Origin of the sequence: Curtobacterium sp. GD1, from assembly GCF_020882855.1 — a bacterium.
Lineage (GTDB): Bacteria > Actinomycetota > Actinomycetes > Actinomycetales > Microbacteriaceae > Curtobacterium.
Window position 1 is genome coordinate 1 of the sequence record NZ_JAFEVQ010000029.1, and the last position, 15,393, is coordinate 15,393.

Annotated in this window: 12 protein-coding genes; 1 reads left to right on the forward strand and 11 read right to left on the reverse strand. The window is 71.9% G+C overall.

The window, feature by feature from the left end; all coding sequences use genetic code 11:
• On the reverse strand, window positions 1-504 hold a 504-nt coding region (locus JSX79_RS14675), incomplete at its 3' end, for a MazG family protein (protein WP_229086818.1).
• Between the two features lie 121 nt (window positions 505-625).
• Here JSX79_RS14675 and nhaA point away from each other — a divergent pair.
• Window positions 626-1,804: a Na+/H+ antiporter NhaA gene (nhaA, locus tag JSX79_RS14680; RefSeq protein WP_229086819.1), complete on the forward strand. Its 1,179-nt coding sequence runs from the start codon at window positions 626-628 to the stop codon at window positions 1,802-1,804.
• Between the two features lie 195 nt (window positions 1,805-1,999).
• Here the strand turns inward: nhaA and mfd are convergent, their stop codons facing one another.
• The 10 genes from mfd to JSX79_RS14730 all read right to left on the reverse strand — a co-directional run bounded on the left by mfd (window position 2,000) and on the right by JSX79_RS14730 (window position 15,385).
• Complete coding sequence (gene mfd / locus JSX79_RS14685) at window positions 2,000-5,611, reverse strand: transcription-repair coupling factor (protein ID WP_229086820.1); 3,612 nt, start codon at window positions 5,609-5,611, stop codon at window positions 2,000-2,002.
• 79 nt (window positions 5,612-5,690) lie between these two features.
• Entirely contained in the window at window positions 5,691-6,275 is a 585-nt protein-coding gene (gene pth / locus JSX79_RS14690) for an aminoacyl-tRNA hydrolase (protein WP_070416779.1), read from the reverse strand.
• Between the two features lie 30 nt (window positions 6,276-6,305).
• Window positions 6,306-6,938 carry a 50S ribosomal protein L25/general stress protein Ctc gene (locus tag JSX79_RS14695; RefSeq protein WP_070416780.1) on the reverse strand — a complete coding sequence of 211 codons (633 nt, stop codon included), beginning with the start codon at window positions 6,936-6,938 and terminating at the stop codon, window positions 6,306-6,308.
• 278 nt (window positions 6,939-7,216) lie between these two features.
• Window positions 7,217-8,602, reverse strand: coding sequence for an RbtT/DalT/CsbX family MFS transporter (locus JSX79_RS14700; protein ID WP_229086821.1), 1,386 nt, complete (start codon window positions 8,600-8,602; stop codon window positions 7,217-7,219).
• Window positions 8,603-8,910: 308 nt separating this feature from the next.
• Window positions 8,911-9,822, reverse strand: a complete 912-nt coding sequence (locus tag JSX79_RS14705; protein WP_229086822.1) for a hypothetical protein — start codon at window positions 9,820-9,822, stop codon at window positions 8,911-8,913.
• A 17-nt stretch (window positions 9,823-9,839) separates the two neighbouring features.
• Entirely contained in the window at window positions 9,840-11,192 is a 1,353-nt protein-coding gene (manD, locus tag JSX79_RS14710) for a D-mannonate dehydratase ManD (RefSeq protein ID WP_229086823.1), read from the reverse strand.
• Window positions 11,189-12,475 (reverse strand): mannitol dehydrogenase family protein, encoded by a 1,287-nt coding sequence (locus JSX79_RS14715; RefSeq protein ID WP_229086824.1) that lies wholly within the window; start codon window positions 12,473-12,475, stop codon window positions 11,189-11,191. The genes manD and JSX79_RS14715 overlap by 4 nt, the downstream gene beginning before the upstream one ends.
• The gene (locus JSX79_RS14720; protein WP_229086825.1) at window positions 12,472-13,359 is read right to left on the reverse strand and encodes a sugar phosphate isomerase/epimerase; all 888 of its coding nucleotides are present in this window, start codon (window positions 13,357-13,359) and stop codon (window positions 12,472-12,474) included. Before JSX79_RS14720 ends, JSX79_RS14715 begins: the two co-directional genes overlap by 4 nt.
• The gene (locus tag JSX79_RS14725; protein ID WP_229086826.1) at window positions 13,356-14,552 is read right to left on the reverse strand and encodes a Gfo/Idh/MocA family protein; all 1,197 of its coding nucleotides are present in this window, start codon (window positions 14,550-14,552) and stop codon (window positions 13,356-13,358) included. The genes JSX79_RS14720 and JSX79_RS14725 overlap by 4 nt, the downstream gene beginning before the upstream one ends.
• On the reverse strand, window positions 14,549-15,385 hold the full coding sequence (locus JSX79_RS14730) for a sugar phosphate isomerase/epimerase (protein ID WP_229086827.1): 837 nt from the start codon (window positions 15,383-15,385) through the stop codon (window positions 14,549-14,551). Before JSX79_RS14730 ends, JSX79_RS14725 begins: the two co-directional genes overlap by 4 nt.
• Window positions 15,386-15,393 lie beyond the last annotated feature (8 nt).

The following is a 15,393-nucleotide window of genomic DNA, read 5'->3' on the forward strand; positions in this document are numbered from 1 at the left end:
CTCCGAGGCGCCCGCCGCCGCGACGACGGAGGCGACGACCGCCTCGGAGTCCCCCCGTTCCTCCAGGCGTTCCAGCAGCTTCACGGCCCGCTCCATCGGCGGCATCGCCCGGGGCACCCCGTCGAAGACGCTCCGCCGCGAGGACTTCTCCGCAGCCTTGGCCGCCCGCCAGACGCGCACGACGTCCTCCACGGTGTCCGCCCGTTCGTCCCCGAACACGTGCGGGTGCCGGCGCACCATCTTGTCCCGGGCGCCGGCGGCCACGTCCTCGAGGTCGAACGACTCCGCGAGTCCCGCGTGGAGGACCACCTGGTAGAGCACGTCGCCGAGCTCCTCGCGGAGTTCGTCGTCGTCCCCGGAGTCGATCGCGTCGACCAGCTCGTACGACTCCTCGACCGCGTACCGCGCCAGCGAGGCATGGGTCTGGGCGCGGTTCCAGACGCACCCTCCGGCGGGGTCGAGCAGGCGGTCGACGACGGTGACGAGGTCCGAGACGGCGGTCATGCGGTCATCGTGCCACGCGGCACACCGTGGACGCCGCCGAGGGTCGGCCGGTATGCTGTACGTGGCGTGTCGGGAAGTCTGGTCGACGATCTCCCACCCGACCCTTCTCCGACGGAGCTCCATGCCGGCAATCGTCCGTTCCCCCCGCTTCAGCGCCATCGCACTCCTCACCGCGGCCGTCCTCGGGCTCGTCGTGGCGAACTCGCCGCTCGGCCCCGGCCTCGAGCACCTCCTGCACGTGCACGCCCCGTGGGGTGCGGTCGGACTCGACCTCTCGGTGTCGCACTGGATCAGCGACGGCCTGCTCGCGGTGTTCTTCCTGCTCGTGGCGATCGAGCTGAAGCACGAGCTCGTCGCCGGTGAGCTCTCGAACCCGAAGACGGCGGTCATCCCCGCGATCGCGGCGGTCGGCGGCGTGCTCGTCCCGGCCGGGATCTACCTCGTCGTGACCGCGGGGACGCCGTACGGGCACGGGTGGCCGATCCCGACCGCGACGGACATCGCCTTCGCACTCGGCGTCCTGGCGATGTTCGGTCGCGGGCTGCCCTCGACGCTCCGGGTGTTCCTGCTGGCCCTGGCGGTGCTCGACGACCTCATCGCGATCATCATCATCGCCGTCGTGTTCGCGCACGACACCGACTTCCTCGCGCTGGCCGGCGCCGTCGTCGTGCTCGCGCTCTTCTGGCTGCTCGGCAAGGCCCTGCGCCCCGGGCGTCCCGGCCAGACCTGGGTCATCGCGGGCATGGTCGTGCTCGGTGTCCTGACGTGGTGGCTCGTGTACCACTCGGGCGTGCACGCGACGATCGCGGGCGTGGCGCTCGGGCTCGTCCTGCCGCGCCGCCCCGGGCACACGCTGCACGGCAACGTCGAGCCGTGGTCGAACGCGATCGTCCTGCCGGTGTTCGCCTTCGCGTCGGCCGCGGTGGTGGTGCCCGCCGTCGGCATCGGGGAGCTCTCGCCGACGTTCTGGGCGGTGGTGCTCGCGCTGCCGGTCGGCAAGGTGATCGGCATCACGCTGTTCGGGGCTGTCGCGACCCGGATCTTCCGAGCGCCCGGCCGCTCGACGCTGTCGTTCTGGTCGATCGTCACGGTGGGGGTGCTCGGCGGGATCGGGTTCACGGTCTCGCTGCTCATGAACGAGCTCGCCTTCGCCCGCAACGAGGAGATCCTCGACGAGGGGGTGCTCGCCGTCCTCGTCGGCTCGGGCATCGCGATCGTGGCCTCCGCCGTCGTGGTCAGCCTGCGGGCGCGTCGGTACCGGGCGCGGCGGGAGCTCTCCGAGGCCGAGGCGACCGAGTAGCGGGGTCGCGCGGGGTCCGTGCGCGCGCCTGTTCCGACATTGCACGCGTCGATCGACTGGCGGAACGTCGGACGATGCACGCGCAAGAGATGCGCGCGCACGTTCCGACTTTGCACGCGTCGATCGACCGGCGGAACGTCGGATGATGCGCACGGACGCAAGCGTCCACGCGCGCGACGGCAGCCCACCCGACGACTACGCCGCCGGCGTCTCCGCCGGCGCCTTCGACGCCCCGTACACGGCCGTCAGGATGCTCTCCACCCACTGGATGAGCGCAGCGTCCGGCAGGGTCTCACCGTGCGGCTTCGGCAGTGGGATGCTCGCCGCGTCCTGCTGCGGGAACCACCGGGCGCCCGGGAACATCCGCTTGAGCCGCACCTGCGCCGAGTCGGCGAGCTCCTTGCCCGCGACGCGCAGGTTCGACCCCATCACGACGACGTCGGAGAGCCCGACCTGCTGCGCCATCCGGCGGAGGCGTGACACCTCGACCAGGGTGAGCACGGCCTGCGGCGGCTGGCCGTACCGGTCGGTGAGCTCGTCGAGGACCATGTCGATCCCCTCGGCCTGGGCCGCGGGGGCGGAGGCGGCGGAGAGCTTCTGGTACGCCTCGAGCCGGAGCCGCTCGGACTCGACGTAGTCGTCCGGGATGTGCGCGTCGACGGGGATCTCGAGCCGGAGCTCGGTCTGCCCCTCGGCGACGTCCCCGCGGAACTGCGAGACGGCCTCGCCGATCATGCGCAGGTAGAGGTCGAACCCGACGCCCGCGATGTGGCCGGACTGCTCCCCGCCGAGCAGGTTGCCCGCCCCGCGGAGCTCGAGGTCCTTCATGGCGACCTGCATGCCCGCGCCGAGCTCGTTGTTCGCGGCGATGGTCTCGAGGCGGTCCTGTGCGGTCTCGGACAGGGGCTTCTCGGCGTCGTAGAGGAAGTACGCGTACCCGCGCTCACGCCCTCGCCCGACACGACCACGCAGCTGGTGCAGCTGCGACAGCCCGTACTTGTCCGCCTTGTCGATGATGAGCGTGTTCGCGTTCGCGATGTCGAGGCCGGTCTCGATGATGGTGGTCGAGACGAGGACGTCGAACCGGCGCTCCCAGAAGTCGACCATCACCTGCTCGAGCGTCGACTCGGACATCTGCCCGTGCGCGACGGCGATGCGGGCGTCGGGGACGATCTCGGCGAGGTGCGCGGCGACGGACTGGATGTCCTTCACGCGGTTGTGCACGTAGAACACCTGCCCTTCGCGCAGGAGCTCGCGGCGGATGGCGGCGGCGACCTGCAGGTCGGACTGCGGCCCGACGAAGGTGAGGATCGGGTGGCGGTCCTCGGGCGGGGTCGCGAGGGTGGACATCTCGCGGATGCCGGTGACCGCCATCTCGAGCGAGCGCGGGATCGGCGTCGCGGACATCGCCAGGACGTCGACGTTCGTCTTGAGCTTCTTGAGCTGGTCCTTGTGCTCGACGCCGAACCGCTGTTCCTCGTCGATGATGACCAGGCCGACGTCCTTGAACTGGATGCCCTGCGACAGGATCCGGTGGGTGCCGATGACGATGTCGACCGTGCCGTCGGCGAGGCCCGCGATGGTCTCCTTCGACTCCTTCTCGGTCTGGAACCGGCTGAGGGCGCGCAGGTGCACGGGGAAGCCGGCGAAGCGCTCCTGGAAGGTCTCCATGTGCTGGCGCACGAGCAGCGTCGTGGGGACGAGCACGGCGACCTGCTTGCCGTCCTGCACGGCCTTGAACGCGGCGCGGATCGCGACCTCGGTCTTGCCGTAGCCGACGTCGCCGGAGAGCAGGCGGTCCATCGGGATCGGCCGCTCCATGTCGCGCTTGATCTCGTCGATCGTGGTGAGCTGGTCGGCCGTCTCGGCGAACGGGAACGCCTCTTCCAGCTCGCGCTGCCACGGGGTGTCCGGGCCGAACGCGTGCCCCTTCGACGCCATCCGCGCGGAGTAGAGCTTCACGAGGTCGACGGCGATGTCGCGGACGGCCTTGCGCGCCTTCGACTTCGCCGAGGCCCAGTCCGAGCCGCCCATCTTCGACAGGGTCGGGGACTCGCCGCCGACGTACCGCGAGAGCTGGTCGAGCTGGTCGGTGGGCACGAAGAGCTTGTCGCCCGGGTACCCGCGCTTCGACGGCGCGTACTCGAGCACGAGGTACTCGCGCTGGGTCTTCACCGCGTTGCGGCCGCCGGAGCTCACCTCGCGCGAGACGAGCTCGACGAACTTGCCGATGCCGTGCGTGGCGTGCACGACGACGTCCCCGGGCTTGAGCTGCAGCGGGTCGACGACGTTCTTGCGCCGGCTCGCGAGCTTCTTGACGGTGCGCGCGCCCTGCTGGACGCTGCGGCCGTAGAACTCGGCCTCGCCGAGGACCGCGATGCGCGGATCCGGGGTGGCGAAGCCGTGCTCGACGGTGGCGGTCGTGACGACGGCGACGCCGGGCTCGGGAGGCGCGGTGACGGTTTCGGCACGGGCGGCGACCCCCGCGTCGGCGAGCACCTGCACCGCCCGTTCGACCAGCCCTTGGCCCTGGGCGGTCACCACGACGGCCCACCCGTCGTCGGTGAGTTGCTTCACGTGCGCGATCGCACCGTCCGCGCTGCCGGCGAAGCTCGGGATCGCCTCGGCCCGGACGCGGATGTAGTCGCCCGCCTCGGCCACGGCTTCGGCGTCGGTGAGCACGCGCTCGGCGTCGCCCTCGTCCAGCCCGGAGTCGAACGGGGAGACCGTCCACCAGGTGCGCTGCCCACGGCCGTTCTTGAGCTGCTGGACGGTGAGGAAGTTGCCGGCGTCGAGGTCGATCGGCGCCTGCGCACCCGCGACCGCGGCGCTCCAGGCGGCCTGCAGGAACTCGGTGTTCGTCTCGGCGAGGCTGTGCGCGCGGCCGCTCACCCGCTCGGGCGAGAACACCGCGATGACGGAGTCGTCCGGCAGGTAGTTCGTGACCGGCACGAGGTCCTGCACGAGCGCGGGGGCGAGGGACTCCATGCCCTCGACCGGGATCCCCTCGGCGATCTTCGCGAGCATCTGGGAGAGGTTCGGGAACTCGTGCAGCATCTCGCGCGCCCGCTGCCGGACGTCGTCGCTCAGGAGGAGTTCGCGCGAGGCCGTGAGCTCGACGGAGCCGAGGTCGTCGTCGGTCGTGCGTTGGTCGGCGACGGAGAAGGCCTTGATCGCCTCGATCTCGTCGCCGAAGAAGTCGACGCGGACCGGGTGGTCGGCCGTCGGCGGGAAGACGTCGAGGATGCCGCCGCGCACGGCGAACTCACCGCGGCGGGTGACGAGGTCGACCCGGGCGTACGCCATGTCCACGAGCTGCCCGGCGATGGTGCCGAGGTCGTTGCCGCGGGACTCGGTGCGGAGGGCGATCGGCGCGAGGGAGGTGAGGTTGCCCGCGATCGGCTGCAGCGCCGCCCGGACGCTCGCCACCACCACGGTCGTGCGGCGCTCGGCCGCGGGGGCGTCCTGCCACGCGGCGAGCTTCCGGAGGGTCGCGATGCGCGTGCCGACGGTCTGCGCGCTCGGGCTGAGCCGTTCGTGCGGCAGGGTCTCCCACGCGGGGAACTCGAGGACCTCGGCATCGGGGAGGTAGCTGCCGACCGATGCGCGGACGGCCTCGGCCTCGCGCCCGGTGGCCGTGATCACGAAGACGCACTGCGGCCCGGTGCGTTCGGCCAGCAGGGCGCCGAGCAGTGGCACGCGCAGACCGTCGACGACCGAGAAGTCGGCGTCACGGGGTGCGGCACGGAGGACGCGATCGAACGCGGAGGCGCGCGAGAGCGCAGGGATGATGCCCGAGATCGTCACTCAGGAGATGGTACCGGCCACCACTGACACCGACCGCTGTGTGCGCGGCCGGCGAACGCACGGCACCGGGCAGCGCCGCTCAGGACGGGGCGTGCACGCGCTGCTGTGCGGCGAGGAGCCCGAGGTCCGCGATCGCCTCGACCGCGTCCGCGCCGTCCGCCAACAGGTTCGGCAGCGTCTTCTTCTCGGTCGGCGAGAAGTCACGCAGCACGTAGTCGGCCGGGTCCTGGCGCCCGGGGGGTCGGCCGATGCCGATCCGCACGCGGGTGAACTCGTTGGTCCCCGTGGCCTTGATGATGTCGCGCAGGCCGTTGTGGCCGCCGTGCCCGCCACTGCCCTTCAGGCGGACGGTGTCGAACGGCAGGTCCAGCTCGTCGTGCACGACGACGAGGTCGGCCGGGGTGGCGCTGTAGAACCCGAGCACGCTCGAGACCGGGCCACCCGAGGTGTTCATGAACGAACCGGGCTTGGCGAGCACCAGGCGGGGTCCCCCGGGCACCAGGCGTCCCTCGGCGACCTGGTTCGGGGTCTTGTGCTTCTTGAACGTCGCGCCCATGCGGGCGGCGAGTTCGTCGAGGACCATCTGGCCGACGTTGTGACGGTTGCCCGCGTAGCCGGGCCCGGGGTTCCCGAGCCCGACCACGACGAGCGTCTTGCCTGTCATCAGCGTCGGCCAGATGTCCGCGAAGGGGTGTTACTCGCCGTCGACCGGGGCGGAGCCGCCCTCGGCACCGGCCTCGGCGCCCGCCTCGGCAGCGGCCTCGTCGGCGGCGTCGTCGTCGGCGGTGCCACGCGGGGTGACGATCGCGACGACGAGTGCCTCGGCGTCGGTCTCGAGCTCGGCGCCCTCGGGGAGCTGGAGCTGCGAGGCGTGGATCTGCGTGCCGTCCTCGAGGCCCTCGACGTCGACGACGACGTGCTCGGGGATGGAGGTGGCGAGCACCAGGAGCGAGACCGTGTTGAGGTCCTGCACGTGGATGGTGCCGGAGAAGGACTCGCCCTCGACGACGACGGGCACGTCGACCGTGACCTTCTCGCCGCGGCGCAGGACCACGAGGTCGATGTGCTCGATGATCTGGCGCACCGGGTCACGCTGGACGTCCTTGACGAGGGCGAGCTGGGCAGCACCCTCGATGTCGAGGTCGACGACCGCGTTGGCGGTGCGGACGAGCAGCATGGTCTCGTGGCCGGGCAGCGTGATGTGCTTCGGCTCGGTGCCGTGGCCGTAGACGACCGCGGGGATCTTGTCGGCGGCACGGAGCTTGCGAGCAGCGCCCTTGCCGAACTTGGTGCGGACTTCCGCTGCGAGCTTGGTGTAGTCGGCCATGGTGTCTCCTGGTCTCGGGGACGACACCGGGGTGCCGGCATCGTGGGGGTCTGTGGTGTTGCAACTCGAACGCGTGCACGCGTGAGGAACGTTCCCAAGCTGGGCCGGGTCTCCCACCGCGTCGATCACGGCCGCGCATGCGCGGCCCTCGCCGAAGTCAGTCACCGAGTCTAGCAGGACCGATCCGGGCGTGTCGCACCGTGCCCTGGACGTCGGTACAGGCGGCCTGGAGGCGCGGTGCGGGCCCGCACCGCGCCTCCAGGCCGCAGGTGGTCGCGTCAGTGGCCCGCCGCTTCGGCGCCCTCCGGCACCTTGAGGAAGGACAGCACCACGAACGCGAGCACGTAGAGGCCGACGAACGTCCAGACGACGCCGCCGGGGCCGCCCCAGGGCAGCACGGCGCTGACGACGGCGTTGCCGAGGAACGTCGCACCACCCGCTGCGGTGGCGTACATGGCCATCGCGGCGCCGCGGCGCTCCTCGCCGGCGAAGGCGGGGACGATCGCGCCCATCGGGGTGAACCCGGCGAGCATGATGCCGAACACGGTGCCGGCGGCGGTCGCCAGCCAGAAGCCCCACTCGGAGCCGGCCGGCACGAGGTGCGGGACGTACCACCAGGCGAGCAGGCCGATCGCCGAGGCGCCGATGCCGAACCACTTCACGGTGCGGATCCACCCGATGCGGTCGCCGAGGGCGCCGAAGAACGCGTTGAACAGGATGTTGCCGGCGTAGACGATCACGGTCATCGTCAGCCACTTCGACTGGCCCCAGCCGAGCTCGGTGCCGATGATCGCGGGCATGATCACGAACATGCCGAACTCCGGGGCGGTGTTCACGAGCCGGATGAGGACCGCGAGCAGGACCTTCGGGCGCTTGACGCAGACCTCGATGCCGCTCGCGATCACCCGGGCGGCGGAGTGCGAGCGCGGCGCGATCCGACCGAGGCCGGTGGGCTCGTGCACGCCGAACCGGACGATCGCCCAGCCGACCGCGACGAGGAGCAGCGACAGCGCCATCGACCAGGTCTCCCCGGTGTGGCCGCCGCCGAACGCGGGGATTGTGCCGATCGCGATGAGCGAGCCGAGCGTCGGCAGGCCGCCGGTGAACACGACGTAGAACCAGCCGACAGCGGTCGCGTTCCGCTCGCGGGCGACCGTGTGGTTCACCCAGCAGAGGAACGAGAACGCGAACAGCGGGAAGCCGAGGCCCCGCAGGAAGTACGTCAGCGCGATGAGGCCGACCGACGCGGTGGGCAGTGCCGCGAGGAACGCGACCTGGAACACGACCCAGAGCACGGCGCCGATGGTCATCACCCGGCGCGGGCCCCAGAGCTCCGACAGCACGCCGGCGAAGTACGACGCGACGAGGACCGCGACGCCGTAGAGGCCGATCACCATCGCGGCACTGTCGACCCCGCCGGAGCCGAGCGCCGCCGCGATGTGCGGGGAGATGAAGTTCGACTCGATGCCGTCGCCGGTCATGAAGACCAGGACGCCGAGGAAGCCCCAGCGCAGCGGGTGCGGGATACCGAGGCGGGCGAGGAGCCCCTCGCGGGCGGCAGCGGCTGGTGGTGCGGGCGGTGGTGCGGCGGTGCCGGACTCGGGTGCGGTGACGCCGTTCGGCGGCGTGAGGGTGGTGGTGCGGGCGGTGCGGGGTTCCGACATGTGTCGTCTCTCCTGGAGGGGCCCCGGAGTGCTCGACCCGGCATCGCGGCATGTCTCCGGGGTGCGCCGCGCGCCGCGCAACACCTCGCCCGCGCAGGGGCTGCGGGTGGGGTGCTGCGTCGGCGATGATGCGAGTCCTGTACCCGGGCCGCCCGGTGCTGTCGGCGGGGCGGACCCGGCGGACCATCGCCGGCCCGAAGCATGGTGCCCGAGATTAGACCGCTCCAACGCAGTCCGTCAAGAACGACAACTGTTGGGTAACGATGTGGGCTCCGGGGCCGCTCGAGGGGTACTGGTCACGCCGCCGGTCAGCGGCCGACCTCGCGTCGGTGGTGCTGGGCGGCCGCGAGGAGCTCGCGGGCTCGGTCGCTCGTGGTCTCGGCGTCGTCGCGGGCGTGTTCGAGTCGCGTGACCTCGGCGGTGGCCTCGGCGAGCTGGCGTTCGAGGTCGGCCCGGCGGTCCTCGGCGGTCGCGAGGGCGTCCTCGGCCGCGTCGAGTGCGGCGTCGGCGTCGCGGGACTCCGTCCGTGCGGCCGTCTCGGCCTCGCGCGCTGCGCGGCGTTCGGCGGCCGGGTCGGTCTCGGGTGAGGAGTCCGGGGAAGGCTCCGGCTCGCGGTCCGGCTTGCAGTCGGGCTTCCGGGAGGCGCGGGTCGTCCCCGCCGCGCGTCTCCCCTCCGTGATGGGGATCGGCGCCGCGCCGCTCCCCGACCACGCATCGGGCACCGCATCCGGATCGGCGAGCGCCCCGTCGAGGTCCACGTCGTCGAACCCGGCGCTCTCGAGCGCGCGGACGAGGAGCCCGGAGCGCACCGCGGCACCGGCGTGCGGGTCCGCCATCGCGGCCTCGATCGTCGCCCGCACCTGGTCGAGCACGGCCGGCGTCACCGGGTGCCCGGCATCGGACGCGAGGTCGGCACCGGCCTGCGTGAGCGCGTCGACCACGCCCGCTCGCTGACGCCGGAGCTTCCGGATGACGGCCGGGTCGGCATCCGCCTGTGCCTGCCGGATGGCGGGTCCGAGGTCGACGGCCTCGTCCAGTGCGCCCTCGTGCGCCAGCAGGTCGATGACCCACGCGGCGGGCGCGGGCTTCCTGAGGCCGCCGATCGCCGTCGCGAGCGCACGGTCGTCCTTCCGGACCGCCCGCTGACGCGCGGTCCGCTCGGCGACGAAGTCCGCGGGCGCGACGAGGAGCAGTTCCCTCGCCACGTCCGCGAACCCCATGCGGCCCAGCTTGCCCGCTACCAGTCGTGGACGGTGCCGTCGGCGAGGCGGTTGAAGGGCAGGTACGCCTGCTCGTAGGGGTACTTGCCGGCTTCGTCGACGTCGAGCGAGACCCCGAGGCCCGGCTCGTCGCCGGGGTGCAGGTACCCGTCGGTGAAGGTGAAGGTCTGCCGGAACACCTGGTTCGTCTTCGGGCCGTGCTGCATGTACTCCTGGATGCCGAAGTTGTGGATCGCCAACCCGAGGTGCATCTGCGCCGCAAGGCCCACCGGCGAGATGTCGGTCGGCCCGTGGAACCCGGACTTGATCTGGTACATCGCGGCGTAGTCCATCGTCTTCTTCAGTGGGGAGATGCCGCCCATGTGGGTCACGGCGCCGCGGACGTAGTCGATGAGCTGGTCGCGGATGATGTCCTTGAAGTCCCAGATCGTGTTGAAGACCTCGCCGATCGCGAGCGGCGTCGTGGTGTGCTGCCGGACGAGCTTCAGGGCCTCTTGGTTCTCGGCCGGGGTGCAGTCCTCGAGCCAGAACAGGTCGTACGGCTCGAGCGACTTGCCGAGCTTCGCCGCCTGCAGCGGGGTCATCCGGTGGTGGCCGTCGTGCAGCAGGGGCAGCTCGGGGCCGAACTCGTTCCGGACGGCCTCGAACACGGTGGGCACGTGGCGCAGGTACGCCCGGGTGTCCCAGTCCTCCATCGCGGGGAACGCACCGCGCTGCGCGGGCTCGAAGTCGTAGCGGACGCCCTCGTTCCCCGTCGTCGTCTTGTTCGACGCGATGCCGTAGATCGACTCGAGGCCGGGGACGCCCGTCTGCACGCGGATCGAGCGGTAGCCCTCGGACTGGTGCTCACGGATGGAGTCGAACAGCTCCGGCAGCTCCTTGCCCGAGGCGTGGCCGTACGCCATCAGCCCGGTCCGGGAGGCGCCGCCGAGCAGCTGGTACACGGGCATCCCCGCGACCTTGCCCTTGATGTCCCAGAGCGCCATGTCCACCGCGGCGATCGCGGCCATGGTGACCGGACCCCGCCGCCAGTACGACGAGCGGTAGAGGAACTGCCAGGCGTCCTCGATCCGGCTCGCGTCGCGGCCGACCAGCAGCGGCACGACGTGCTCGGACAGGTAGGTGGCGACGGCGAGCTCACGACCGTTCAGGGTGGCGTCGCCCAGACCGGTGACGCCGTCGGCGGTGGTGAGCTTCAGCGTCACGAAGTTGCGGTTCGGGCTCGTGACGATGACCTCGGCGCGGTCGATCAGTTGCCCACGGTCGGCCGACGCCCACGTGTCCGGACGTCCGGCGGTGGGGTCGGTCGCCGCGCCGGCGTCGGTCGCACCCGGCACCGGGGCCGCGGGGTTCGTCGTGGTGTCGGTCATGCGTGGACTCCTTCGTCGGTTCTCGTGCGCTCCGCGGTGTCCCGCGCGGCACGGATGCGGTCGGCCGCGGCGGTGATCGCCGCGACGACGGGGGTGGTGTCGAGGTCGGGGGCGATGACGCGCAGCACGTCGTGCACGTCCGAGTCTGCCCCGGGGGCTCCGTCGTCGCTCACCAGGTCGGGCTGCTCGGTCAGGTGCAGCCACCACGCCGCGACAGCGGTCGCGGCACCGGGACCGATGCCCGCGGACGGGTCGCGGTCCAGCCGGTGCCGGAGCACGTCGACCACGCGGACGGGGAGCTTCTCGGAGCCGCCGGCGGCGATCTGCCGCAGGGTGTGCCGGATCCGGGGGTTCGCGAACCGGTCGACCAGGGCGTCGCGTGCCGCGGCGACCTCGGCTTCGGGCAGTGGGAGCTCGAGCGCCGCTTCGTCCCAGAGCTGCTCGACGGCGGCCCGGCAGACGGGGTCGCCCATCGCGGCCGCGACCGTCTCGTGGCCGAGCTGCAGGCCGAGGTACGCCAGCAGTGAGTGGGACCCGTTCAGGAGCCAGAGCTTCCGCTGCTCGTACGGGGTGACGTCGTCGACGATGCGGACGCCGGCGGTCTCCCACGCCGGACGGTCGATCCCCGCGAAGCCGTCCTCGAGCACCCACTCCGCGAAGGGTTCGGTGACCACGGGCACCCGGTCGCCGTCGAGCGCACCGGGGAGCTCCGCCAGCGCCGCCACGTCGTCGTCGGTCGTGGCCGGGGTGATCCGGTCGACCATCGACGAGGGGAACGACACGTTCGCGTCGACCCAGTCCCGCAGCGCCGGGTCGGACACGGCGGACGTCACCGCGTCACGGAGCACGTCACCGTTGTGGGTCAGGTTGTCGAGGCTGACGAGCGCGATGCGCCCCGACCCGGCGGCGCGGCGGGCCTCGAGCCCCTCGACCAGGCGGGCCGGGACGTCGGAACCGGACCGGTAGCCCTGCTCGGTGACCGTCAGCGTGACGACGGTGATCGCCGGGGACGCGACCACGTGCCTCCAGGTCGAGGAGTCGCTGCCCGGGTGGGCGGCCACGATCGTGTCGACCACCTCGGCGTCGTCGCCCGAGGCGGCCCGGGTGACGAGCGTGTACCGGCATCCCTGGGCGTCCAGCGCGTCGGCCGTGTCCGGCGAGCGTCCGGTGAAGGCGGTGATGCCCCACGGCTCGCCGTCGGCGTGCGCCGTGTACCAGGCGAGGTGGGCGCGCGCGAACGCACCCACCCCGAGGTGCACGATGCCGGGTCGGCGATCGGTCATGCCGACACCGGTACGAGGGACCGCAGGTACGCCAGGTTGTCGGCGGTGCGGGCCTCGAGCGGGAGGTCGGTGGAGAAGTCCTCGATCGTGACCCAGCCGTCGTAGCCGACCTGGCGGAGCGCGTCGAGGTACTCGGAGACGGACGCCTGGCCTGTGCGCAGCGGTGCCCACTCGTTCTGCCAGATCGTGCTGCCGTCGGCCCGGGTGTCGCCGGTGTCGACCCAGCGGGCGTTCTTCACGTGCGCGTGGGCGAGGTAGGGGCCGAGGAGCTCGAACGCGGCGAGGTGGTCCTCGTGTCCCTCGATCACGAGGTTGCCGAGGTCGTGGATGACGCCGACGTGCTCCGGGTCGAGGCCGTCGACGAGCCGGAGCGCCGCCGACGCCGAGGGCGTGATCGTCATGTGGTGCAGCTCGACGAGCGCCTTCACGCCCAGCTCGGTCGCACGCGAGACGGCCCACTCGAGGTCCGCCCGGGTGCGGTCGAAGATCTGCGTGTAGGTCTCGCCGGTGCGCTCCTTCTCCTGCCGGTACATCGGCATCGAGACGCGGACCTGGCGGGCGCCGAGCTCGCTCGTGACACGCAGCATGGTGTCGACGCCGTCACGGTTCGACGCCTGCTGGTACCCGCCGATGCCGGAGTACTCCAGCCCGGCGGCGTCGGTGGTGCGGGCGATCTCGCCGACCCGGTCCTCGATGCCGGTGAACTGCCACGTGGAGTCGTTGCCGGCCCAGAACGAGCGCCCGGCGGGCACGGCCTCGCCGAAGGCCGGACGGTCGTCGACGATGCGCCACTCGATGCCGTCCCAGCCCTGCTCGGCGAGCGTCTGCGCGGCCTGTGACGGGGTCCAGTCGGGGGTGGAGGCGGTGAACACGGAGAACTTCATCGGGTGGCTCCTTCTGCTGCGTGTGCGCCGACGACGGGGACGACGTCGTCGTACGCGCCCTCGATCACGTCGTCGATCCGGACGGGCTTGCCGAGCGTCGCGCTGACGTAGAGGCCGCGGACGGTCGCGAGTGACACGAGGGCCGCGTCGACCGTGACGCCGGGTTCGCGGCCGTCGCGGATCGCCTCGACGATGTCGGTGTACTGCCGGGCGTGACCGGCGGCGAAGTGGTCGGGTTCGGCCGGACCGCCGACGACGTGCTCCGGCGGGACGACCTCGTCCTTCTGGTCGACCGCACCGGCGACCGCCGTGGCGTTCGCGGTGGTGGACGCGGACTCGAGCGTCGCCGCGTCGGGGGCGATGTGGAAGTACGCCAGGCGGTCGTCGTCGACGATCGCGGACCCGTGCGTGCCGTAGACGGCGTACCGGGCGGAGAGGCCCGGGTACGCGGCGGTCGTGCAGTGGATGACGCCGAGCGCTCCCCCGGCGAACCGGACGGTGGCGACCGCGGTGTCCTCGACCTCGATCCGGTCGTGCGCGAGCAGGCCGGTCTGCGCCGAGATCTCGACCGGACGTCCGAGCGCCCACACGAGGAGGTCGACGGTGTGCACGCCCTGGTTCATCACCGCGCCGCCGCCGTCGAGCGCCCAGGTGCCGCGCCAGTCGCCGGAGTCGTAGTAGCCCTGCGAGCGGTACCAGGCGACGCTCGCGAGGCCGGAGGTCACGGTGCCGAACCCGCCGTCGTGGGCGGCTGCTGCGACGGCGGCGGAGGCCGGGTCGAAGCGGTGCTGACTGATGACGCTCGTCACCAGTCCGCGCGCTCGTGCGGAGGCGGCGAGCGCGGCGATCTGCCGTGCGCGGGGCATCGTGGTGTCGAGGGGCTTCTCGATGACGACGTGCTTGCCGGCGGCGAGGGCGGCCTCGGCCAGCTGGACGTGCATGCCGGACGGCGAGCAGATCGCGACGACGTCGATGTCGGTCTGCGCGATCGCTTCCTCGATGGTGGACGTCGTGATGGGGCGGGCCACGCCCATCGCCTCGATCTCGTCGGCGGCGCTCGTGGCCGCTGCGGGGATCGCGTCGACGAGGGCGACGACCTGCAGGTCCGGGTGGTGGACGGCGACCTTGGCGTGGTGGCGTCCGATGACGCCGGCGCCGACGACGGCGAGCTTGAGCGGGGTGGGTTCGGTCATCGCAGGGTGACTCCGATCTGGTCGGTGAGCTTCCGGAGGGCACGACCGGCGCGGCCGAACGCCGCGGGGCCGGAGAACCCGCCGAGGTGGGTGAAGTCGCTGAGGTGCGGCTCGAGCGAGGCGTAGCCGGAGTACCCGGCGTCGCGCAGCGCGGTGAGGGTCTGCAGCAGTTCGCCGTCGCCCTCACCCGCGGGGACCACCGACGAGTCGGCGGCGAGGGCGTCCTTGACCTGCAGGTAGTCGACGTACGGCGCGAGCTGCGCCCATCCGTCGGTGAACGGCTTGACGCCGCACTGCACGTAGTTCGCGTTGTCCCAGGCGAGTCGGAGCGCGGGCGAGCCGACGCTCTCGACGATGTCGAGCACGCGCGAGGGGACGTCGCCGTAGATGTCCTTCTCGTTCTCGTGCAGCAGCGTCACGCCCTCGCGCTCGGCGAGGTCGGCCAGAGCGCGCATCCGCACGAGGACGTCGTCGCGGACGGCTTCGGGCTGCCGGCCCTCGAAGTAGAACGAGAAGATCCGGATGTTCGTGGTGCCGAGGGCGTGCGCGGCGGCGATCGCGCGGCCGAGTCGTCCGACCTCGTGCTCGACGGGCTCGTCGACCGACACCTTGCCGATCGGCGAGGCGATGGCGGACACGGTCTGCCCGCGTTCCTCGAACAGGCGGTGCAGGCCGGCGAGCTGGTCCTCGTCGAGGTCGACGACGTTCACCCCCCACGCGCTGCGGACCTCGATGGCGCTGGCGCCGAGCGCCTGCAGCACCGCGACCTGGATCGCCGGATCGGCGTCGATCTCGTCGCCGAAACCGGAGAGTTCCCAACTGGGCTGGGTCATTGCATTCC

Coding starts and splice junctions, on each gene's coding strand:
- JSX79_RS14705 (WP_229086822.1), bottom strand. CDS start 9,822: ATGGGGTTCGCGGACGTGGCGAGGGAACTGCTCCTCGTCGCGCCCGCG.
- JSX79_RS14725 (WP_229086826.1), bottom strand. CDS start 14,552: ATGACCGAACCCACCCCGCTCAAGCTCGCCGTCGTCGGCGCCGGCGTC.
- JSX79_RS14730 (WP_229086827.1), bottom strand. CDS start 15,385: ATGACCCAGCCCAGTTGGGAACTCTCCGGTTTCGGCGACGAGATCGAC.
- JSX79_RS14720 (WP_229086825.1), bottom strand. CDS start 13,359: ATGAAGTTCTCCGTGTTCACCGCCTCCACCCCCGACTGGACCCCGTCA.
- JSX79_RS14700 (WP_229086821.1), bottom strand. CDS start 8,602: ATGTCGGAACCCCGCACCGCCCGCACCACCACCCTCACGCCGCCGAAC.
- JSX79_RS14715 (WP_229086824.1), bottom strand. CDS start 12,475: ATGACCGATCGCCGACCCGGCATCGTGCACCTCGGGGTGGGTGCGTTC.
- nhaA (WP_229086819.1), top strand. CDS start 626: ATGCCGGCAATCGTCCGTTCCCCCCGCTTCAGCGCCATCGCACTCCTC.
- manD (WP_229086823.1), bottom strand. CDS start 11,192: ATGACCGACACCACGACGAACCCCGCGGCCCCGGTGCCGGGTGCGACC.
- JSX79_RS14695 (WP_070416780.1), bottom strand. CDS start 6,938: ATGGCCGACTACACCAAGCTCGCAGCGGAAGTCCGCACCAAGTTCGGC.
- pth (WP_070416779.1), bottom strand. CDS start 6,275: ATGACAGGCAAGACGCTCGTCGTGGTCGGGCTCGGGAACCCCGGGCCC.